This is a genomic window from Dinoroseobacter sp. S375 (genome assembly GCF_049800775.1).
GTDB lineage: Bacteria > Pseudomonadota > Alphaproteobacteria > Rhodobacterales > Rhodobacteraceae > Dinoroseobacter.
Genome location: NZ_JBNAFR010000005.1, coordinates 46,040 through 65,253, shown reverse-complemented (window position 1 = coordinate 65,253; position 19,214 = coordinate 46,040). Strand labels below are relative to the sequence as shown.

Sequence of the window (19,214 nt, the reverse complement as noted above, 5' to 3'; positions counted from 1 at the left end):
GGCCGGATCGCGGCCCGGCGCGACAATGGGCAAGGAGGGCGAGTTTGGCAATTGCGGATGTGACCGTTCTCGGGGCCGGGATCTTTGGGCTTTCGGCGGCCTATGCCTGTGCCCGGCGCGGGGCGCGGGTGCGCGTGATCGAGGCCGCGCGGATCGGCGCGGGATCCTCGGGCGGGGTCGTGGGCGCGCTGGCCCCGCACACGCCCGAAAACTGGAATGCCAAGAAGCAGGTGCAATTCGACAGCCTGATGCGGGCCGAGGCTTGGTGGACCGAGATTGCCGCCGCCACGGGGATGGATCCGGGCTATGCGCGGCTGGGCCGGGTGCAGCCGCTGGCCGATGACCGGGCCCTTGCGCTGGCCGAGGCGCGCGCGGTGCAGGCCGAAACCCTCTGGCAGGGGCGCGCTGCGTGGCGGATCCGGCCGGTTTCGGACTTCCCGGGCTGGGCGCCAGACAGCCCCACGGGTCAGATCATCCACGACACGCTTACGGCGCGGCTCCACCCGGCCAAGGCTTGCGCGGCCATGGCCGAGGCTCTGCGCCAGATGGGGGCGGAGATCCTGATCGGCGATCACGCCCCGCGCGGCAAGATCATCGAGGCGACCGGCGCCGCAGGGCTGGCCGAGCTGAGTACGGCGCTGGGCGCGGTGGTCGGCAATGCGGTCAAGGGGCAGGCGGCCGTGCTCGGCCATGACGCGCGGGATCTGCCGCAGCTCTTTGTCGAGGGGCTCCATGTCGTGCCCCATACGGACGGGACCACAGCCGTAGGGTCCACCTCGGAGCGGGAGTTCGACGCGCCTGCGCGCACCGATGCCCTGCTGGAGGATGTGATTGCCCGGGCCCGGGCCGCCGTCCCGGCACTGGCCGAGGCGCCGGTGTTGGCGCGCTGGGCCGGGCTGCGCCCCCGGGCCAAGTCGCGCGCGCCCATGCTTGGCGCGCATCCCCTGCGTCCCGACCACGTGATCCTCAATGGCGGGTTCAAGATCGGCTTCGGCATGGCCCCGGAACTGGCCGAGATGGTCGCGGATCTGGTGCTGGAAGGCCGCGACCGCATCCCCGACGCGTTTCGCCCCGAGGCGAGCCTGCCCCGCGCGCCCGCGCCATGACCCTGCTGGGCTATGGGCCTGAGGTGCTGGGCTTTACCTTTGCCGCGGTGTTCTGCGGCACGCTTTTGCAGCGGCTCGCGGGGCAGGGGTTCGGGATGCTTGCGGCCCCGCTCATCGCCATGGTCGCGCCCGAGGTCCTTCCCGCCGCGCTCCTGTTTCTTGGGATCGCCGTGGGCGCGGGCGCCGTGTCCGTCGATCGCACGCAGCTGCGCCGGTCAGAGTTGCTGCCCGGCTTTGCCGGGCGCACGCTGGGCGCGGTGCTGGCGGCGCTGATCGCGGCGCGCCTCGCGGATCCCGAGGCACTGGCCGCGCTGGTCGCTCTGGTGGTGTATCTGGGGATCGCGCTGTCCCTGATCGGCGTCCGCGTGCCGATCATCGCGCCGACGCTGTTCGGCGCGGGTACTCTGGCGGGGATCATGGGGACGCTGACGGCGGTGGGGGCGCCGCCCATGGCGCTGCTCTATCAGCATGAAACCCAGGCGCGCTCGGCTGCGATGCAGAACGCGTTCTTCGCCTTCGGCATGGTGGTCAGCGTCGCGGCGCTGGGCTGGCAGGGGTTGCTCAGCCTGCGCGCGCTGGGCTTTGCCGCGCTGCTGCTGCCGGCGGTGCCGCTCGCGCTCTGGCTGGCGCGCCCGCTCTCGGCGCGGGTGGCGCGTCACGCCATCCGCCCCTGGGCGCTGGGTCTCGCGGGGCTGGCCGCGACGACCCTGCTGATCAGGCTGCTGTAGCCGCGGCGCGCAGCTTGGCCATCAGGGTGTCGAGGATCTCCTGATAGCTTTCACCTTTCAGTCGGCCTTCCTCGTCGAACTCACGGAAGGCCCCGGCGACCAGAACCTCGGGCCCGGGCAGCACATGCGCCTGAAACGGCATCATCGCCAGCCGCAGGGCATAGACCCCGCGCGCGCCACCGGAGCGCCCGGCGGCAGCGGCCACGATGGCCACGGGTTTGTCCTGCCACGGCTTGCCCTCGACGCGGCTCACCCAGTCGAGCGCGTTTTTCAACACCCCGGTCAGGCTCTGGTTGTATTCCGGTGACGAGATGATCACCGCATCCGCCGCCGCGATCTGATCGGCGAGGGTCTGGACCTCTGCCGGAATGCCCTTGGCCTCGAGATCGCCATCATAGAGCGGCAGACGCAGGTTCCCTTCGGAGAACTCCGCAGGCCCGAAGCGTTGGGCGGCCTCGCGCACCAGTTTGCTGTTGAAGCTGTCGGCACGGAGCGATCCGGAGATCCCCAGAAGTTTCGGCGTTGTCATCGGCTGTCCTTTCCCTTTGAGCCACAGGTAGCGGCCCGGCGCGCCGAGGCAAAGAGGGGAAACTGCTCGGGAGCGCACGGGCGATGTGCGCGGCGCCTTCGCAAGTGCCTCGATCTGATTTGTTTCATATTTACAGATGGTTATGTGCGGCTCGAGGCGAGATTTCAGCCTGAGGTTACCCGCAGAAAACCGTCACAACCGGGCCGGGTGCCATGCGGGAATTGCCCTGTTGCCGGGCCAATCCGGAAGTCAGGTGCCCCGGCTTTGGGCGGCTTGCGGATTCATTGCGACATTTTTGCCGAACCGGGCCGGGGTTTCGCGGCCAATCGCTGGGCGGCGCCTCGTCCCCTACGACTTTGGTCGTATTTTTGTGTCGCGGGAGGATCGAACCGCGTCACGACCCGGTGACGCCCCATCCAGTTTGCTGCGGCCCTGTGCGCCGCCCCCTGCGAGGCCCCGATGACTGAGCTTATGACTGCGCTGATGCTGTGGATTTCCGCCAATACCGCCTATGAGACCGCCGGTCTTCCCCTGCCTGAGCTGGTCGAGATGACCCCGGCCGAGCTGACCGCAGAATACTATACGGACGTGCCGCACCTGATCCCGTCCCAGGGGATCGATACGCGGGTGCAGGCCCTCTATTCTCAACAGGACGGGCCCCATGGCCGGGTCTATGTGCTGGCCGCGCATCTGGTCGAGGGCGCGGATCAGGATGACGATCCCTATTCCAACCCGGCCTTCCGCGAGATGGTCCTGCATGAGCTGATCCACCATGTGCAGTTCCAGACCGGCACCACCGAGACCTATCTTTGCCCGGCGCAAGGGGAGGCCGAGGCCTATGCCGCGGGCGGGCTCTATCTGCGCCAGAGGAACGCGCCGGACCCGTTGCCGAACCGGAATTTCTGGGGCCATGTCTATTCGCGCTGCTGAGCCCCGGGGCGCGTTTCGCGATTGCGTCCGGGGGGCGGGGCCTTAGTCTGAGCCCACCTGCCCTGACCGAAGGACCCGACCCATGATCCTGCATCTTCTGGTGCTGCTGGTGTTCCAGCTGATCGGCGAGGTCCTGGCCCGGACCCTCGGCCTCTTGGTGCCGGGGCCGGTTCTGGGCCTTGTGCTGCTGCTGGCCTTCTTCCTGATGGTGCCGAAGGTGGCCGAGGCGGTGCGCCCCACGGCGAGCGGGCTCCTGTCGCATCTGTCGCTGCTCTTCGTGCCAGCGGGGGTCGGGGTTGTCGCCCATCTGGATGTGCTGGGCCATGATGGCGGGCCGCTGTTGATCGTGCTGATGGTGTCGACGCTGGTCTCCATCGCGGTGGGGGCGCTGGTGTTCACCGGGGTTGCCCGTCTGGTCGGAGGGGCGGGCGATGACTGATCTCGGCGCGATTTGGGTCTATCTCTCGTCCGAGCCGCTCTTGTGGCTGACGGCCACGCTGGCGGCCTATGTGATCGGCGACGCCCTGTTCCGCGCCTCGGGTCGCGCGCCGCTGGTGAACCCGGTGCTGGTGGCGGTGGCGCTGCTGGCGGCGGTGCTGTGGCTGTCGGACACGCCCTACAGGACCTATTTCGAAGGCGCGCAATTCGTGCATTTCATGCTCGGCCCGGCCACGGTGGCCCTCGCCGTGCCGCTCTATTCCAACCTCGCCAAAGTGCGGGCGGCGGCCCTGCCAATGATCGCGGCCCTCTTGGCGGGCTCGCTCACGGCCATGGCGACGGCGGTCGGGCTTGGCTACGCGCTGGGCATCCGGGGCGAGGTTCTGATGTCGCTGGCGCCGAAATCGGCCACGGCCCCCGTGGCGCTGGGCATCTCCGAGGCGATCGGGGGTCTGCCCACGCTGACGGCGGTGCTGGTGATCCTGACCGGGATCATCGGCGCGGTCTTTGCCACGCCGCTGCTGAACCTTCTGCGGATCCGGGACTGGCGCGCGCGCGGCTTTGCCACCGGCGTGGCCGCCCATGGTATCGGCACCGCGCGGGCGTTTCAGGTCAATGAGACCGCCGGGGCTTTCGCCGGGATCGGCATGGGCGTAAACGCAGTGTTGACGGCGGTTCTCGCCCCGCTGCTGGTGGGGCTCTTTTTCTGACGGAGGATGCGATGACTGAGGCAAATGACACGGCGCGCCACAACGCCAAGATGGCCAAGAAGAAGGCCGCGCGAGACAAGATCATGGCGACCAAGACCGACGAGAAGGGCCTGATCATCGTCCATACGGGCAAGGGAAAGGGCAAATCCTCCGCCGCCTTCGGGATGATCTTTCGCTGCATCGCCCATGAAATGCCCTGCGCCGTGGTGCAGTTCATCAAGGGCGGCATGAGCACGGGCGAGCGCGACCTGATCCTGTCACATTTCTCCGACCGCTGCGCCTTTCACACCATGGGCGAGGGCTTCACCTGGGAAACCCAGGACAAGGATCGCGATATCGAGATGGCCCAGGCCGCCTGGGCCAAGGCCAAAGAGCTGATCCGCGATCCGGACAACCGGATGGTGCTGCTGGACGAGATCAACATCGCCCTGCGCTACGACTATCTCGATATCAACGAGGTCGTCGGCTTCCTGCAGAGCGAGAAACCCGAGATGACTCATGTGGTCCTGACCGGTCGCAATGCCAAGGACGAGCTGATCGAGGCCGCGGATCTCGTCACCGAGATGGAGCTTGTCAAACACCCCTTCCGCTCCGGCATCAAGGCGCAGATCGGCGTGGAGTTCTGACGCCGACACGCGCCACTCCCTGAGGGCAGCGTCCAGCCCCCTCATTGTTCTTCAAATACTCATCTAAGGCTGGCCTGCTGCGACTATGCGGTCGGAGCGGCGAGGTCCTTTAGCAGCGCCTTGGCGCGGTTCGAGCGCGGCTGCCAGAGCCCCCGGTCGATGGCCTCGTTCAACCGCTCGGCAATCTCGCGCAATGCATCCGGGTTGGCCTCGGCGATGAAGGCGCGGGTGTCCTCATCCTCCAGCATCGCCGCATGGACCAGATCGAAATGGTGGCTCGCCACCGCCCCCGTCGTGGCCGCAAAGGCAAAGAGGTAATCCACCGTCGCTGCGATCTCGAAGGCGCCCTTGTAGCCATGGCGCTTGACCCCGGCGATCCATTTCGGGTTCACCACGCGGGAGCGGACCACGCGCCCGATCTCTTCCTCCAGGGTGCGGATCACCGGGCGTTCGGGACGGGAATGGTCGTTGTGATAGATCGGCCGTTCCGTGCCCTGCAAGGTGGCGACCGCCGCCGCAGCGCCCCCCTCGAACTGGTAGTAATCGTCGCTGTCCAGCAGATCATGCTCGCGGTTGTCCTGGTTCTGAACGATCGCCTCGGCCTGGCTCAGCCGCGCGGTGAAGCCCGCGCGATCCGGGGTGCCTTCGTCGGAGGCGCCATAGGCATAGCTCGACCAGGCGATATAGGCCTCCGCCAGATCCGCCTTGTCGGCCCAGAGCCGCTCATCGATCATCGCCTGCAGGCCCGCGCCATAGGCTCCGGGTTTCGAGCCGAACACACGCGCCTGATGGCCCTCGGCCCGGGCGCGGGCGGCGGCGGGGTTCTCGGTCTCGGGCTCGTCCATGGCCATGACCGCCCGGGCTGCAGAATCCACCAGTGCGATCTGCTGCGGAAAGGCATCGCGGAAAAACCCCGAGACGCGCAGGGTCACATCCACACGCGGACGCCCCAGCACGGACAGGGGCAGCACCTCGAACCCGGTGACCCGGCGATTGGCACTGTCCCATTGCGGCTTCACCCCCATCAGGGCGAGGCACTGGGCGATGTCATCCCCGCCCGTGCGCATATTCGCCGTGCCCCAAGCCGTCAGCAGCAGGGACCGGGGCCAATCCCCGTGATCCTGCAAATGCTTCTCGATCAGCAGGTTGGCCGAAGCCCAGCCCAGCTTCCACGCAGTGGGCGTGGGGATCGCGCGACTGTCGACACTGAAGAAATTCCGTCCCGTGGGCAGGACATCCATACGCCCCCGTGTGGGCGCGCCGGAGGGCGCCGGGGCGACGAACCGCCCTGACAGGGCTGTGAGGAGGCCCGATTTCTCCGCCGGCCCGCATTCCGCAATGGTCGGCAGGACATGGTCTGCAATCGCCTCGAGAACCGCGCGGCTCGCCGGACCGGGTGCAGCCATGCCGCCCTCGACACACGCCACGGCCAGCGCCTCCAGCCGTTCTACCGTGTCGCCATGACTGCGCCATGGATCAGAAAGAAGACCTGCCAGAAGATCGGGACGCGGCCCCGCCCAGGGGGCCGCCATCTCGCAATCAAGCGGGTCGAAGCCAAGCGCCAGATCCGCAGCAAACGCCCGCAGGAGCGAGGCGTCGCCCTCCTGGCCGTCGCCCCGGGGCAGGCGGGTCAGCGCGATCGCAAGATCGCGCGCAAGATCGCCCTCGGGCGCGGTGCCGAAGACATGCAACCCGTCGCGGATCTGCGCCTCTTTCAACTCGCAAAGATAGGCGTCGAGCTTGGCCAGATCGCCTTCCTCGTCGCCGGTGAACCCCGCGTCCTTGTCGAGCCCGGTGACCGAGGTCAGGGACAGGATCTCGTGCCGCAACTCGGTGATCCGCCGCGGATCCACGCCGGCGGCCTCGTAGAACTCATCCACCAGCGCTTCGAGATCGCGCAGCGGCCCATAGGTTTCGGCCCGGGTCAGGGGCGGGGTGAGATGATCGATGATCACCGCCTGCGCGCGACGCTTGGCCTGGGTCCCTTCCCCGGGATCGTTGACGATGAAGGGATAAATATGGGGCAGGGGGCCGAACACTACCTCGGGAAAGCAGGTTTCGGACAGGGCGATGGATTTCCCGGGCAACCATTCGAGATTGCCATGCTTGCCCATATGCACCAGCGCATGTGCTCCGTGGACATGCCGTAGCCAGAAATAGAAGGCGAGATAGTTATGCGGCGGCACGAGGTCCGGCGCGTGATAGGTCTCGGTCGGGTCGATGTTATAGCCCCGCGCGGGCTGGATCCCCACCACCACATGTCCATAGCTCAGGATCGACAGGGCGAAGGCACCGCTTGGGGCCGCGTCGGAATTGAGTATTTGCGGAACAATGAAGAAGGGATCGTCTTCCGGGGCGCCCCAGCGGCTCTCGATCTGGTCCCGCACGACGAAGGGCAGGGCGCGGTAATGGGCGAGATAGGTCTCCAGCGGCAGATGCACGCCGCCCTCTCGCTCGGCCCGGTCGGTCAGCCAGTTGGTCGGGCCTTTGCGGATTGCCGCCATCAGGGCGGCACTGTCCCGGGGCGCGTCGCGCACGTCATAGCCTTCGGCGGCCAGCGCGGTCAGCATCCGCGCGGTGGCCTCGGGCGTGTCCAGCCCCACGCCATTGGCGAGCCGTCCGTCCTTGTTGGGGTAGTTCGCGAGGATCAGTGCGGTGCGCCGGTCGCCCACCGGCATGCGCCGGAGTGTGGCCCAATTCGCCGCAAGATCCGCCACGAATGCGATCCGGTCGCCCTGGGCCTGATAGGTGGCGATGGCGCATTCTGTTGCGTCATCGTAAAACGCCTCCCCCTTGAAGCTGACCGCACGGGTCAGGACGCGGCCATCCACCTCGGGCAGGGCCACGTTCATGGCGATGTCCCGTGCCGAGAGGCCGGTGGTGCCCTCGTCCCAGGCGGCTTCGCTGCTGCCCGCGAGGACCACCTGAAACACCGGCGCCTCGCGCGTCTCTGCCATGGTCAGCGGGTTGGCGCCGGCCTTGCCTGCCCCGTCCGGGGTGCCCACGGCAAAACTCGTACAGTTCAGGATCACATCCGGCGGCGCTTGCCGAAAAAGCCCCTGAAGGGTCGCGACCGAGACTGGATCCTTGAGGGAGGCCACGAAGATCGGGAGCGGGTTCAGCCCCTTGCGCGCCAGTGCCCGGACCAGCCGGTTGATCGGGTGCAGCCCGGCCCCCTGCACCAGTGCGCGGTAGAAGATAAGCGGTACAACCGGCGCGTCTGCGCGCCACTGCGCCTGCACGGTCGCCAGATCGCTGAGCCCGGCACCGGGCCAATAGACCCCGGCCCGCAGGAGCGGGGCGGCCGCCGGCGGCTCGGGCCGTTCGGGATCCAGCAGATGCTGCGCATAGGCAAGGAAATTCGCGGCATTCTCGGGCCCGCCCTCGACCAGATAGGACCAGAGCGTGTCATACTCGGCCCCGCGCAGGGTCGACAGCTCTCGCAGGGCGTCGTCGGGCTTGTCATCCCCGGGCAGCAGGATCACGTGGCCGCCCGCCGCCGCGACCCGGGCGGCGTATTGCTCGGCCCCGTAGCGCCAATAGCCCAGCCCGCCCAGAACGCGCGCGATCACCAGTCGGGCCCGGGACGCGCAGTCATCGATATGGAGATCCACGGACATTGGGTGGCGCAGATGCATCATGCTCGCCAACCGCAGGCTGGGCGGCGCGGCCATCTCGGCGCGGGCCGCGCTCAGGGCGGCCAGTTCCGTATCGGCGGCGGAGATGAAGACCAGATCGCCGGGCGTCTGGCTCAGATCCACAGGCTCCTGCCCGTCATCGATGCTGCCGGGTGTCGCGGCCAGAAGATGCATGTTGCGCCCCGTTTCTCCAAGTGCAGCGGCGGGTCTATCAAGCCTGCCGCAGCCCGGCAATGGCGGGCGCTAGCGCTTGGGAAAAATCGGCGGACCCTTCAGGACCGGGTCGCTCATCCGGTGGGGCGCGCGCTGCAATTCCCGCTCATAGAGCACCAACTCATCGCTCCCCAGCTCTTCGGAACTGGCGATATACTGGTTGCGGCGCAGGGCTTCGGCCTGGATCGGGTGCATCCGATCCACCCAGGCGCGGATCACGCGCAGGCGCAGGCTGCGCGCGAGCGTCTCGACCTGCTCGATCAGGATATCCGGCAGGCTGCCGCGGGCCTCGGCGGCGACGAAGCGAAAGGCGCTGACCAGACCGAAACTGCCCATGTTGCGCAGGGCGATACAGCCCAGTCCGACCTCGTCCCGTGCGGCGAGGTAGAAATAGCCGTTCGGCCCCGTCACATCGGACATGTCCGGGCGGGTTCGCGATTTCGGCGGGATCAGCAGCGTTTGCGCCAGAGGGTCAAATGGGGTGGACCGGTAAATCCGGATCTCGCGTGGCATATGTTCATAACTCCGGGCCCGCAGACGGACCCATACCCCTCGACCAAAGTATGACCGGTTGCGGAGGGAAAGGCGAGGATGAAATCCAGCTTTGCGCCGCGACGGCGGGCAAACCCGGGGGAAACTGACTAAAAACCGCGCAGAAAGTTGCGCGGGATCAAGCCCCGAGCGGTTTTTCGTAGAAGCGGCTGAGGGGATCGTCGAGATAATCGCCGAAGGGACCGCGCGTCGCGAATCCCTCACGCTCGTAGAGCGCGCAGGCCGAGGTCAGGTCCGGTCCCGTCTCGAGCCGCAAAGCGGGCAGCCCATCCTCGCGGGCAAACCCCTCCAGCGTGCGGAGCAGGGCCGCGCCCGCGCCGAGGCCGCGCGCCTCGGGGGCGACGAACATCGACTTGATCTCGCCATACCCTGCCCGGGTGGCCAGCGCCGCGCAGCCGATCGCCTTGTCGTCCGCGAAGGCCAGCACGAAGCGGATCGCCGGATCGTCCAGATCCTCGGGGGTCATGCTGTAATTCACCTCCGCCGGGTACCGGTCCGCCATCATTGCCGCGCTGGCCCCGAGAAGCGCGTGCGCCTCGGGGCCGAGCGGGTCAGCGCGTCGGACAGTGACGGTCATGCACGCAGGGCCGCGTCGATGGCGGCCTGGTCGAGCCCCGCCTGGCCGATCACCACCAGCCGGGTCTCGCGCGGCTCCGACGCGCCGAGCGGGCGGTCGAAATAGGTGTCGATCCGGGGGCCAACGGCCTGCAGGGTCAGGCGCATGGGCTTGCCGGCCACGGCGGCGAACCCCTTGAGGCGCAGGATATCGTGATCCTCGATCACCCGGGTGACATGGGCCGCGAACCCCTCCGGGTCGGTGATCTCGGGTAGGGTCACCACGAAAGAGGTGAAGGCATCATGGTCGTGATCATGATGGTGGTGATGGTCATGGTCGTGAGGATGGTCGTCATCATGGTGGTGATGATCGTCCTCGTGATGATGGTGGTGATGGACCTCGCCGCGCGCGTCCAGATCCGCCTCGGCCCCGATGCCCTGCCCCAGCAGGACGTCCACCGGCAGCGCGCCTTGCGTCGCGCTGACCACCTGCACGCCGGCGCGGGCCTCGGATTTCAGCCGGCCGGTCAGGGCCTCGGCCTCTGCCGGGCTCAGCAGGTCGGACTTGTTCACCACCAGCATGTCGGCGCAGGCAACCTGATCCTCGAACAGCTCCGAGAGCGGGGTCTCATGGTCGAGATTCTCGTCCAGCTTGCGCTGGGCATCCACCGCGTCGACGGAATGGGCGAAACGGCCCTCGGTCACCGCCTTGCCATCGACCACCGTCACCACGCCATCCACGGTCACCTTGGTCGAGATCCCCGGCCAGTTGAACGCCCGGACCAACGGTTGCGGCAGGGCGAGCCCCGAGGTTTCGATCACGATGTGATCGGGCGGCGTGTCGCGGGCCAGCAGGGCTTCCATGGTCGGGATGAAGTCATCGGCCACGGTGCAGCAGATGCAGCCATTGCTGAGCTCCATGATGTCATCCTCGGTGCAGGTCTCGTCCCCGCACCCCTTGAGGATATCCCCATCGACGCCGAGATCGCCGAACTCGTTGATGATCAGGGCGATCCGCTTGCCCTCGGCATTGGCGAGCATATGGCGGATCAGCGTGGTTTTCCCGGCGCCGAGAAAGCCGGTGACGACAGTGGCAGGAATTTTGGCGGGCATGGGTGGCTCCGATCAGGGGATGCGCGACCGGGGCATCGCCCGGCCGGGATAAGGTCGCGGGGCTCTGGCCCTTTGCCGCGACCCGGGCGTGGCATGGCCCGGGTCATGCGGCGTGGGCCAGAGCGGCGTTTGTCAGGCCGTCTGCGGGTGGAAGAGCCGCGGTGTAACCAGCGCGCTCTGGCGACCAGAGCGGTTCAGGGTCTTGGCGGCCCAGAGGATCGCCAGATCGGCCACCGGCTCGATGATCAGAACCAGCATATAGGCCGCGCCAAAGCTGACCACGGCGGCCAGGTTCTCGGCCCCGACCCCCGAGCCATAGATCGCCCAGAACGCCACCCAGGCGACCACGCCGCCCTGATAGGCCGCCGACAGCTTCAGCGCCTGGGCGTAGCTGAGGTCCACATAGGCCGTATCCGGCGCGATGATCCGCTTTGCCATCAGGTGAATGCCAAAGAGCGGCACCAGCAGCGTCGTCAGGTTCATCCCGTATTGTGGCAGGTCGATGGGCGCAAAGAGCACCCCTTGCAGCAGCAGACCGAGCGCCAGTCCGATGGCCGCAGGCGCCGTCCCGAGGATCAGCAGAAGCGTCGTGCCGAGGATGAAATGCACCTCCGAGACGCCCACGGCGAAATGGGGCAGAAGCTCGAAGAAGACGAAAACCGCCAGCGTCGCCAGCAGGCTGCGGGCCACCAGCGAAGGCGCGCCGCGCGCCACGAGGCTGTCCCAGATCAGTTTGCCGGAATAGGCCACGGCCCCGGCTGCGGTGGCATAGCTCAGGACAAGTTTGGCGCCGTTCACGACGCCGGGTTCGATATGCATGTTGTATCTCCATACCCTGTCACACCCGACAGGAGGGGGTTGCGGTCTGCATGGCTGGTCTCCTGGCTCACGGGTCGATGGGTATGCCGGCCTTCCCAGAGCATGGCGCTCCAGTGGCGTGTCGGCATCCCTCTCCGCATACAGTCGCGGGGGCGGCTGAGGCTTGGGCCCTCCGGGTTGGATCGGGCCGTTCCACATTCCCATTTGATCCCCCGGGCGCTTGGCGCGGGCACGGGGAACCATGCCCGGCGTTTGTGCGCGCGGGACCCGCGGGCCGTCAAGATCCGAGTTGGGGCGCAGGTGCCGCAGGCGACACGGGTTATCTTGAAGTCACCGCAATATATCGCGGATTTCGACTTATCCACGACGATATTTGGTGGCGGGATTGACTCATGGGCCGCAGGCCGTGACCCTCGGAGGTTGAAGAATCATGCCCGGAGACCCCCGATGCGGTTCAACCGACTGCGCCTGAATGGCTTCAAGAGCTTCGTGGACCCGACCGATCTGATCATCGGCGACGGGCTGACCGGCGTGGTCGGACCGAACGGATGTGGCAAGTCGAACCTGCTCGAGGCGTTGCGCTGGGTGATGGGGGAGAACAGGCCGACCGCCATGCGGGGTGGCGGCATGGAGGATGTGATCTTTGCCGGGGCGGCCAGCCGCCCGGCCCGCAACTTCGCCGAAGTGGCGTTGATCATGGACAATTCCGACCGCCGCGCCCCGGCGGGGTTCAACGACACGGACCAGCTGGAGATCATCCGCCGGATCACCCGGGATGTGGGCTCGGCCTACAAGACCAACGGCAAGGATGTGCGGGCGCGCGATGTGCAGATGCTCTTTGCCGATGCCTCCACCGGGGCGCACTCCCCTGCGCTGGTGCGGCAGGGCCAGATCTCGGAGCTGATCAATGCCAAGCCCAAGGCGCGGCGGCGGATCCTCGAAGAGGCTGCCGGGATCTCGGGGCTCTACCAGCGGCGTCACGAGGCCGAGCTCAAACTCAAGGGGGCCGAGGCCAATCTCGACCGGGTCGATGACGTGTTGGAGGCGCTGGCCGCGCAGCTCTCGACCCTCGCGCGGCAGGCCAAGCAGGCGGCCCGCTACCGTGAAATCGGCACGCAGCTGCGGCAGGCCGAGGGGCTTCTGCTCTATCGGCGCTGGCGTGAGGCTGATGAGGCCCGGTTGGTCGCGGTGCAGGCACTGACCACCCGCACCACAGAGGCGGGGGCGGCCGAAACCGCCGCCCGGCAGGCGGCGCAGGCCCGGGTGAAGGCGGACGAGGCCTTGCCCCCCCTGCGCGAGGAAGAGGCGATCGCGGGCGCTGTGGTCCAGCGGCTCCATGTGCAGCGCGACACGCTGGCCGATCAGGAAACCCGGGCGCGCGACGCGATCGAGACCCTGACCGGGCGGATCACCACTCTTGAGGCCGACATCGCCCGTGAAGAGGGGCTGAACAAGGATGCGGGCGAGACCATCGCCAAGCTCGAATGGGAGCAGGGCCAGATCGCCAAGGCCGCTGAGGGCCATGACGAGAAGCTTGCCGAGGCGGCAGAGGCCGCGCGCGCGGCGGGCGAGGTTCTGACCGACCGCGAGACGACCCAATCGGAGATGACCGAGGATGTGGCGCGGCTCGCGGCCCGGCACCAATCGACCCAGCGCCTCTTGCAGGAGGCAACGCGGACCGAGGCCCGTGCGCAGGAACAGGCGGCCAAGGCCGATACCGCCCTGTCCGAGGCGCAGAGCGGTCTGACCCAGGCCGAGGCGCGATTTGCCGAGGCCGGAACGGCCCAGACCGCCGCACAGGCCGAGACAGAGGCCGCCGAGGCCGCCCTCACCGAGGCCGAGGCCAAGCGCAGCGACGTTCAGGGGCAGGAGGCGGATGCCCGCGCGGCCCGCTCCGAGGCCGAGGGCGAGGCGACGGCCCTCCGGGCCGAGGTCGGCGCGCTGGAAAAGCTTGTGGCGCGCGACCGGGCCGAGGGTGGGCAGGTGCTGGATGCGGTGACCGCCGCGCCGGGCTTCGAAGCCGCACTCGGGGCCGCGCTGGCCGATGATCTGAAAGCGCCTCAGGTCGATGGGGACCGCTCGGGCTGGCATTTGCTGCCGGGCTATGACAGCGCCGCATCCCTGCCCGAAGGGGCCACTCCGCTTGGGTCCCATGTGACCGTGCCGGGTGTTCTGGCGCGTCGGATGGCGCAGGTCGGGCTGGTGGACCGGGCCGATGGTGCGCGGTTGCAGGCCGCCTTGCGGCCCGGCCAGCGGCTTGTGTCGCGCGAAGGCGATCTCTGGCGCTGGGACGGGTTGGCCGCCCGGGCCGAGGATGCGCCCTCGGCCGCCGCCGCCCGGCTGCAGCAGATCAACCGGCTATCGGCGCTCAAGGCGGATCTCGAGAAGGCCGAGGCGCAGGCATCCACCGCGCGGGCCAGTCACGAGGCGTTGCAGGCCGAGTTGCGCGCCGCTGCCGAAGCTGACCGGCTCGCCCGGGACGCGCGCAAAAGCGCCGAGCGGGCATTGGGGGATGCGAGCCGCGCCCTGAGCCGGGCCGAGGCGGACAAGAACATCATGGCGGGCAAGCTCGAAACGCTCTCGGGCTCGGTCGCGCGCTACCGCGACGAGGTGCTGGAGGCGCGGAAGGCCCTGGCCGAGGCCCAGACCGCCCAGGCCGGGCTCGGCGACCTGGAGGCCGCGCGCGCCCAGGTTGAGGCGATCCGTGTCACGGTGGATGCGGCGCGCATGACCATGCTCGCCAAACGCTCCGCCCATGACGAGCTGCGCCGCGAGGGCGAGGCCCGCACCCGGCGCAGTCAGGAAATCACCCAGCAGATCAGCGGCTGGCGGCACCGGCTCGAGACGGCGGAGGCCCATAAGACCGAGCTCGAAGGGCGGCTTGCGCAGAACCGCGCCGAGCTCAAGACCGCGACCGCCGCACCCGGCGAGATTGCGTCCAAGCGTGATGCGCTGGCCCATGAGATCTCGCGCGCCGAGGCCCGCAAGGCCGCCGCCGCCGACGCTCTCAGCACCGCCGAGGGGGCCGCGCGCAAGGCCGAGCAGGCCGAGCGGGATGCCGAGCGCGCCGCGTCCGAGGCACGGGAGGCCCGGGCGGCCTCCGAGGCGCGCGCCGAGGCGGCTGCCGAGACCGTGGCGCTTGCCGCCGAGCGGATCCAGGAAGCGCTGGAGGTTACGCCCCAGCAGCTGCTCGACACGCTGAAGGTCGATGCGGACGGTATGCCTGCCGCCGAGGCCATCGAGGCCGAGGTCAACCGCCTCAAGCGCCAGCGTGATGCCATGGGGGCCGTGAACCTGCGTGCCGAGGAAGACGCCAAGGCCGTGGACGAGGAATACCAGACCCTGACCACCGAGAAAGGCGATCTGGAGGGCGCAATCGGCAAGCTGCGCACCGGTATCTCAAGCCTGAACAAGGAGGGCCGCGAGCGGCTGCTGACGGCGTTCGAACAGGTGAACGAGAACTTCTCGATGCTCTTCACCCATCTCTTTGGCGGCGGCGAGGCCAAGCTGGTGCTGGTTGAATCCGATGACCCGCTCGAAGCCGGGCTCGAGATCATGTGCCAGCCTCCAGGCAAGCGCCTGAGCACCCTGAGCCTGCTGTCAGGGGGCGAGCAGACGCTCACCGCGCTGGCGCTGATCTTTGCGGTGTTCCTCGCGAACCCGGCCCCGATCTGCGTGCTCGACGAGGTGGATGCGCCGCTTGACGATGCGAACGTGACCCGTTTCTGCGACCTGCTCGACGAGATGACCCGTCGCACGGAGACCCGGTTCCTGATCATCACCCACCACGCGGTGACCATGGCGCGGATGGACCGGCTGTTCGGGGTGACTATGGGGGAACAAGGGGTCAGCCAGCTGGTCTCGGTGGATCTGCGCAAGGCGGAGACACTGGTCGCATAGCAGATGCGCGTCGGCGTCAGCCCGGGCTTGAACTCTGCCGGTCAGTTTGGCCGGTAGTCCGGTTCGGAGCACGGAAGATAGGCACCGCTGTTTGGACCTGTCACGTGATAGGGTTTGCACTCGAACGCATGGTTCAGTTCCACAGCCGCGCCGGGTTTGTCCGGGAACACACCGGAGATGTCGTAGGCAAAGCTGCTTTGCGGGTCATAGGCTCCATGCGGCCATGTCTTGTAGGCCGCGATGTAGATCCGGTGATAATAGGCGGCCTTGCTGGGCACGCGCGCCGGTTCCGTAAAGAAATGCCGCCACGCTCCTGAGACATGGTCGGACAGGCCGTCTCCAAATTCGGAATTCGGGCGGGCGTTATGGGCGTTCACCCAGATCTCTGCCAATTGCGCAGACTGGCTGGGGGTCATCCCCTCGAGGCCGACATAACACCTCCCCGATTGGTAGAGCACGGACACGGCGGGATCCGGTGCTGAAACATCAATGCGCGTTGCTGTTCCTCCGAATCTCGAGGCAACCGGGTATTGGGAGACGGTGAACCCGGCGCGTTGAAAGTTTTTGAGGACGCGCTCTTTGTTGAGGGGATCAGAACACGCCCTGACCGCCTTTTGTGCGACCGCAAAGCTTTGCGGGTCCGCGGGGACGGAGCTGATGAATGTGGGGTCGACTGGGGGGACCGTGCATCCGATCACGGTGAGAAAGGCGATGAAGGATCGCGCTGCGCGCCATCGCATCCTGCACTCCAATCAAAACAAATAGGCACCCAAAGATGGTCTTTGGGTATCACGCCCGTGCGGTTGCAATCGATGTGACGTAAGCGCTTGTGTCCAAGTCGGGATCTGTCAGCCGGGGTGTGGCTGGAGGAGGTCCTTAACGCGCCCGCAGGCTGGCCCAGAAAAACCCGCCCTGATGCTCGAGATGTTCGACCCCCCATCCTGACAGAGCGCCGAGTTCCTCGATCTCGTGGGGTTCGGGGTGGAACCAGCCAAACTCGGGCCCGGTCTCGCCCTCATGGGAGAGGCGGAGTTTCAGCTCACCGCGCCGTCGGCCTGCGGCGAGGTTGCGCTCTTGATAAGCGATGTGCGTAGGGTTTTCGGTCCCTTTCACGTTAAGCCCTGTCAGCAGGAGCTGTCCGCCCGCGCCGCAGATGCCGTGCAGGATGCGCAGCAGGGTGACGCTGCCATCGAAGGTCCCTCCGATTCCGACATTATTGCCAAAAAGCGTGATCTGCGCGGGTCTGAATGGAAGCTCTGGCAGGGGGTCGGACAGCACATCGACCGCGTTGACCCCGGTCAGCCCCTGCGCCCGGCACACCGCCACAGCCCCCTCCGAGCTGTCCAGCCCGACGGCCTCATGCCCCTCTGCGGCCAGCCATTTCAGGTGGCGCCCCGCGCCGCAGCCCACATCCAGGGTCGGCCCGGAGATGCGCCGCAGGGCGGGGACCTCGAATTCGAAGGGCTCGTCCTGAAAATAGAGGCCGGGGCTGTGCTCATCCGTCCATCCGTCATCCCGCAGCACCTTGAGCGGGATGTCGGTTTGCCCGTGGTGATACACCAGAAGGGCTTTGCCAAAAATGTCCATGGCGGAACGCTACCGGCGCGTCGGGCAGGGGACAACACGCGACCGGGATGGACCGGACCGTTTGCGGGAGGCTGCCTGCTGCTGCGACCATGTCGACGCCTGACTGAAATGTGACGGGGGAAATCGCGGAGACCGGGCTACCATTGCGGCACACAACCCGGAGATCCCATGCGATACCTGACCCTCGGATTGATACTTCTCGCCCTGCCCGCCGCGGCGCAGGACTGGGCCATGCGCGACGGCGACAAGTCCCTCGCGCAGGCCGCCCTGACCGAGCGGCTCGTGGGGCAGCAGATCCAGTTCTACGATAACGGGATTTCGCGGTTCGAGACCGACGGGCGGTATTCCTACACCTATGATCAGGGCGGAACGGCCTATGGCCAGTTCGAGATCGCCGAGGACGGGCTGGTCTGTATCGACTTCGTCAACGGCTTCTCGCGTTGCGACCGCTATGTCGAGAATGGCGAGCGGTTCATTCTGCTGACCACGGACGGGCTGCGCTTTCCGATCCGGCCCTAGAGCTTGGACAGAAGCGCCTGTGTGGGCCAGGCATCTGCCGGCAGGTCCAGACGCGCCTGCTCGGCCTGCACGGCGGCGCGGGTGCGGGCCCCGAGAATGCCGTCGATCTTGCCCACGTCATAGCCTTTGGCCTGCAGCCGGGTCTGGAGCTGCTTCATCTGCGCATCATTGAGGCCGGGCTCGGGGCTTCCGGCGTCAAAGACCGGCGCGCCGGAGAGGCGCGTGGCAAAATAGGCCGCCGTGGTCACATAGACGAAGCTCTGGTTCCATTCGAAGAACACATCGAAATTCGGATAGGCGAGGAAGGCCGGGCCCTTGCGCCCCTGGGGCAGGATCAACGCAGCCTTGAGCCCGCTCTGGATCTCGCCCCAGCGCGGGGTGACGCCCATACGGGCCCAGTCGCGCCCGGACTTGCGGTGCGTCAGGCCCGTTTCCGCCCAGTTGAGATCGCTGGGCACCGAGACCTCCTGCAGCCAGGGCTCGCCCTTGCGCCAGCCGAGGCCGCTCAGCATGTTCGCCCCGCTCAGCAATGCATCGGGTGCCGAAGTCTTGAGATAGACATGCCCGTCGCCATCGCCGTCGATCCCCTTGGTGAGGATGTCCTCGGGCAGCATCTGAACCATGCCGATCTCGCCCGCCCATGCGCCGGTGGTGCGCGCCGGGTCGAAATCGCCCGCCTCGTAAAGCTCCAGCGCGGCGAAGACCTGCGGGCGAAACAGCTCGGGACGGCGGCAGTCATGGGCCAGTGTCACCAGCGAGTTCAGCGTGTTGAAATCGCCCTGCACCGCGCCGTAATCGGTCTCCAGCGCCCAGAGGGCCAGAAGCACCCCGCGGGGCACGCCGAACCGCGCCTCGGCCTGATCGAACACCGCGTCATGGCGCTGGGCATTGCGGCGGCCATTATCCATGCGGTTCTGGCTGATCACCCGGCGGGCAAATTCGGTGAAGGGCATCTTGAACACGCCCTGGGCCCGGTCCGCGCGCAGGGTGCGGTTGTCCTGGGCGGCGGTGCGAAAGAAGGCGTCGACGGTGGACTTGCTGTGACCCTTGGCCTGCGCCTCTGCCTTGAGCCCGGCGACGAAGCTCGAAAAGCTGCCCCCGCATTGGGCGGCGGCGGTCCCGGTCAGTGCGAGCGAGATCAGGATCGGCAGGATGGCTTTGCGCATGGGGCTCCCCTCAGGCTGGTCGCGGCGACGGTAGCAGGCTGGTCCCCGACCGCAAGCGCCCAGGGGTTAAAGGGGGGGGCATGGG

General features: G+C 67.5%; 17 protein-coding genes and 1 riboswitch. Of the genes, 8 read left to right on the top strand and 9 right to left on the bottom strand.

The annotated features are described in order from the left end of the window. Positions 1–44: 44 nt before the first annotated feature. Positions 45–1,106 carry an NAD(P)/FAD-dependent oxidoreductase gene (locus ACP150_RS12765; protein ID WP_424967037.1) on the top strand — a complete coding sequence of 354 codons (1,062 nt, stop codon included), beginning with the start codon at positions 45–47 and terminating at the stop codon, positions 1,104–1,106. Next, positions 1,103–1,834: a TSUP family transporter gene (locus ACP150_RS12760; protein ID WP_424967036.1), complete on the top strand. Its 732-nt coding sequence runs from the start codon at positions 1,103–1,105 to the stop codon at positions 1,832–1,834. Before ACP150_RS12765 ends, ACP150_RS12760 begins: the two co-directional genes overlap by 4 nt. Here ACP150_RS12760 and ACP150_RS12755 read toward each other — a convergent pair. Next, a complete protein-coding gene (locus tag ACP150_RS12755; protein ID WP_424967035.1) occupies positions 1,821–2,363 on the bottom strand; it encodes an NADPH-dependent FMN reductase in 543 nt (180 codons plus the stop codon). The genes ACP150_RS12760 and ACP150_RS12755 overlap by 14 nt on opposite strands. 459 nt (positions 2,364–2,822) lie before the next feature. Here ACP150_RS12755 and ACP150_RS12750 point away from each other — a divergent pair, with 459 nt between their 5' ends. The 4 genes from ACP150_RS12750 to cobO all read left to right on the top strand — a co-directional run bounded on the left by ACP150_RS12750 (position 2,823) and on the right by cobO (position 5,067). Next, positions 2,823–3,293, top strand: coding sequence for a hypothetical protein (locus tag ACP150_RS12750; protein WP_424967034.1), 471 nt, complete (start codon positions 2,823–2,825; stop codon positions 3,291–3,293). A gap of 82 nt (positions 3,294–3,375) precedes the next feature. Then, positions 3,376–3,732, top strand: a complete 357-nt coding sequence (locus tag ACP150_RS12745; RefSeq protein WP_424967033.1) for a CidA/LrgA family protein — start codon at positions 3,376–3,378, stop codon at positions 3,730–3,732. Beyond that, entirely contained in the window at positions 3,725–4,441 is a 717-nt protein-coding gene (locus ACP150_RS12740; protein WP_424967032.1) for an LrgB family protein, read from the top strand. Before ACP150_RS12745 ends, ACP150_RS12740 begins: the two co-directional genes overlap by 8 nt. An 11-nt stretch (positions 4,442–4,452) precedes the next feature. Next, a complete protein-coding gene (cobO, locus tag ACP150_RS12735; RefSeq protein WP_424967031.1) occupies positions 4,453–5,067 on the top strand; it encodes a cob(I)yrinic acid a,c-diamide adenosyltransferase in 615 nt (204 codons plus the stop codon). 83 nt (positions 5,068–5,150) lie between these two features. On the opposite strand, the gene cobN is transcribed toward cobO, so the two are convergent. The 5 genes from cobN to ACP150_RS12710 form a co-directional block, all read right to left on the bottom strand. Then, on the bottom strand, positions 5,151–8,879 hold the full coding sequence (gene cobN, locus ACP150_RS12730) for a cobaltochelatase subunit CobN (RefSeq protein ID WP_424967030.1): 3,729 nt from the start codon (positions 8,877–8,879) through the stop codon (positions 5,151–5,153). Between the two features lie 69 nt (positions 8,880–8,948). Then, on the bottom strand, positions 8,949–9,431 hold the full coding sequence (locus ACP150_RS12725; protein WP_424967029.1) for a hypothetical protein: 483 nt from the start codon (positions 9,429–9,431) through the stop codon (positions 8,949–8,951). A 157-nt stretch (positions 9,432–9,588) separates the two neighbouring features. Then, positions 9,589–10,047 carry a GNAT family N-acetyltransferase gene (locus ACP150_RS12720; protein WP_424967028.1) on the bottom strand — a complete coding sequence of 153 codons (459 nt, stop codon included), beginning with the start codon at positions 10,045–10,047 and terminating at the stop codon, positions 9,589–9,591. Further along, on the bottom strand, positions 10,044–11,138 hold the full coding sequence (gene cobW / locus ACP150_RS12715) for a cobalamin biosynthesis protein CobW (protein ID WP_424967027.1): 1,095 nt from the start codon (positions 11,136–11,138) through the stop codon (positions 10,044–10,046). Before cobW ends, ACP150_RS12720 begins: the two co-directional genes overlap by 4 nt. Before the next feature lie 132 nt (positions 11,139–11,270). Further along, the gene (locus ACP150_RS12710) at positions 11,271–11,957 is read right to left on the bottom strand and encodes an energy-coupling factor ABC transporter permease (RefSeq protein ID WP_424967026.1); all 687 of its coding nucleotides are present in this window, start codon (positions 11,955–11,957) and stop codon (positions 11,271–11,273) included. 35 nt (positions 11,958–11,992) lie between these two features. Further along, positions 11,993–12,216, bottom strand: a riboswitch (cobalamin riboswitch). A 188-nt stretch (positions 12,217–12,404) separates the two neighbouring features. Between ACP150_RS12710 and smc the strand changes: the two genes are divergently transcribed. Then, a complete protein-coding gene (gene smc / locus ACP150_RS12705) occupies positions 12,405–15,857 on the top strand; it encodes a chromosome segregation protein SMC (RefSeq protein ID WP_424967025.1) in 3,453 nt (1,150 codons plus the stop codon). 41 nt (positions 15,858–15,898) lie between these two features. On the opposite strand, the gene ACP150_RS12700 is transcribed toward smc, so the two are convergent. Together ACP150_RS12700 and ACP150_RS12695 are read right to left on the bottom strand one after the other, a co-directional pair. After that, a complete protein-coding gene (locus ACP150_RS12700) occupies positions 15,899–16,597 on the bottom strand; it encodes a hypothetical protein (protein ID WP_424967024.1) in 699 nt (232 codons plus the stop codon). 136 nt (positions 16,598–16,733) lie between these two features. Beyond that, entirely contained in the window at positions 16,734–17,444 is a 711-nt protein-coding gene (locus ACP150_RS12695; RefSeq protein ID WP_424967023.1) for a class I SAM-dependent methyltransferase, read from the bottom strand. Positions 17,445–17,612: 168 nt separating this feature from the next. Here ACP150_RS12695 and ACP150_RS12690 point away from each other — a divergent pair, with 168 nt between their 5' ends. Then, on the top strand, positions 17,613–17,963 hold the full coding sequence (locus ACP150_RS12690; RefSeq protein WP_424967022.1) for a hypothetical protein: 351 nt from the start codon (positions 17,613–17,615) through the stop codon (positions 17,961–17,963). Here the strand turns inward: ACP150_RS12690 and ACP150_RS12685 are convergent. Continuing rightward, positions 17,960–19,129 carry a lytic murein transglycosylase gene (locus ACP150_RS12685; RefSeq protein ID WP_424967021.1) on the bottom strand — a complete coding sequence of 390 codons (1,170 nt, stop codon included), beginning with the start codon at positions 19,127–19,129 and terminating at the stop codon, positions 17,960–17,962. The two genes, ACP150_RS12690 and ACP150_RS12685, sit on opposite strands and share 4 nt — an antisense overlap. Positions 19,130–19,214 lie beyond the last annotated feature (85 nt).

What these genes read in the sequence shown, in the direction of transcription:
- ACP150_RS12695 (WP_424967023.1), bottom strand. Translation starts at nt 17,444, where the DNA reads ATGGACATTTTTGGCAAAGCCCTTCTGGTGTATCACCACGGGCAAACC.
- ACP150_RS12720 (WP_424967028.1), bottom strand. Translation starts at nt 10,047, where the DNA reads ATGACCGTCACTGTCCGACGCGCTGACCCGCTCGGCCCCGAGGCGCAC.
- cobN (WP_424967030.1), bottom strand. Translation starts at nt 8,879, where the DNA reads ATGCATCTTCTGGCCGCGACACCCGGCAGCATCGATGACGGGCAGGAG.
- ACP150_RS12760 (WP_424967036.1), top strand. Translation starts at nt 1,103, where the DNA reads ATGACCCTGCTGGGCTATGGGCCTGAGGTGCTGGGCTTTACCTTTGCC.
- ACP150_RS12755 (WP_424967035.1), bottom strand. Translation starts at nt 2,363, where the DNA reads ATGACAACGCCGAAACTTCTGGGGATCTCCGGATCGCTCCGTGCCGAC.
- ACP150_RS12750 (WP_424967034.1), top strand. Translation starts at nt 2,823, where the DNA reads ATGACTGAGCTTATGACTGCGCTGATGCTGTGGATTTCCGCCAATACC.
- ACP150_RS12710 (WP_424967026.1), bottom strand. Translation starts at nt 11,957, where the DNA reads ATGCATATCGAACCCGGCGTCGTGAACGGCGCCAAACTTGTCCTGAGC.
- ACP150_RS12725 (WP_424967029.1), bottom strand. Translation starts at nt 9,431, where the DNA reads ATGCCACGCGAGATCCGGATTTACCGGTCCACCCCATTTGACCCTCTG.
- ACP150_RS12700 (WP_424967024.1), bottom strand. Translation starts at nt 16,597, where the DNA reads ATGCGATGGCGCGCAGCGCGATCCTTCATCGCCTTTCTCACCGTGATC.
- ACP150_RS12745 (WP_424967033.1), top strand. Translation starts at nt 3,376, where the DNA reads ATGATCCTGCATCTTCTGGTGCTGCTGGTGTTCCAGCTGATCGGCGAG.
- ACP150_RS12690 (WP_424967022.1), top strand. Translation starts at nt 17,613, where the DNA reads ATGCGATACCTGACCCTCGGATTGATACTTCTCGCCCTGCCCGCCGCG.
- ACP150_RS12685 (WP_424967021.1), bottom strand. Translation starts at nt 19,129, where the DNA reads ATGCGCAAAGCCATCCTGCCGATCCTGATCTCGCTCGCACTGACCGGG.
- cobO (WP_424967031.1), top strand. Translation starts at nt 4,453, where the DNA reads ATGACTGAGGCAAATGACACGGCGCGCCACAACGCCAAGATGGCCAAG.
- cobW (WP_424967027.1), bottom strand. Translation starts at nt 11,138, where the DNA reads ATGCCCGCCAAAATTCCTGCCACTGTCGTCACCGGCTTTCTCGGCGCC.
- ACP150_RS12740 (WP_424967032.1), top strand. Translation starts at nt 3,725, where the DNA reads ATGACTGATCTCGGCGCGATTTGGGTCTATCTCTCGTCCGAGCCGCTC.
- smc (WP_424967025.1), top strand. Translation starts at nt 12,405, where the DNA reads ATGCGGTTCAACCGACTGCGCCTGAATGGCTTCAAGAGCTTCGTGGAC.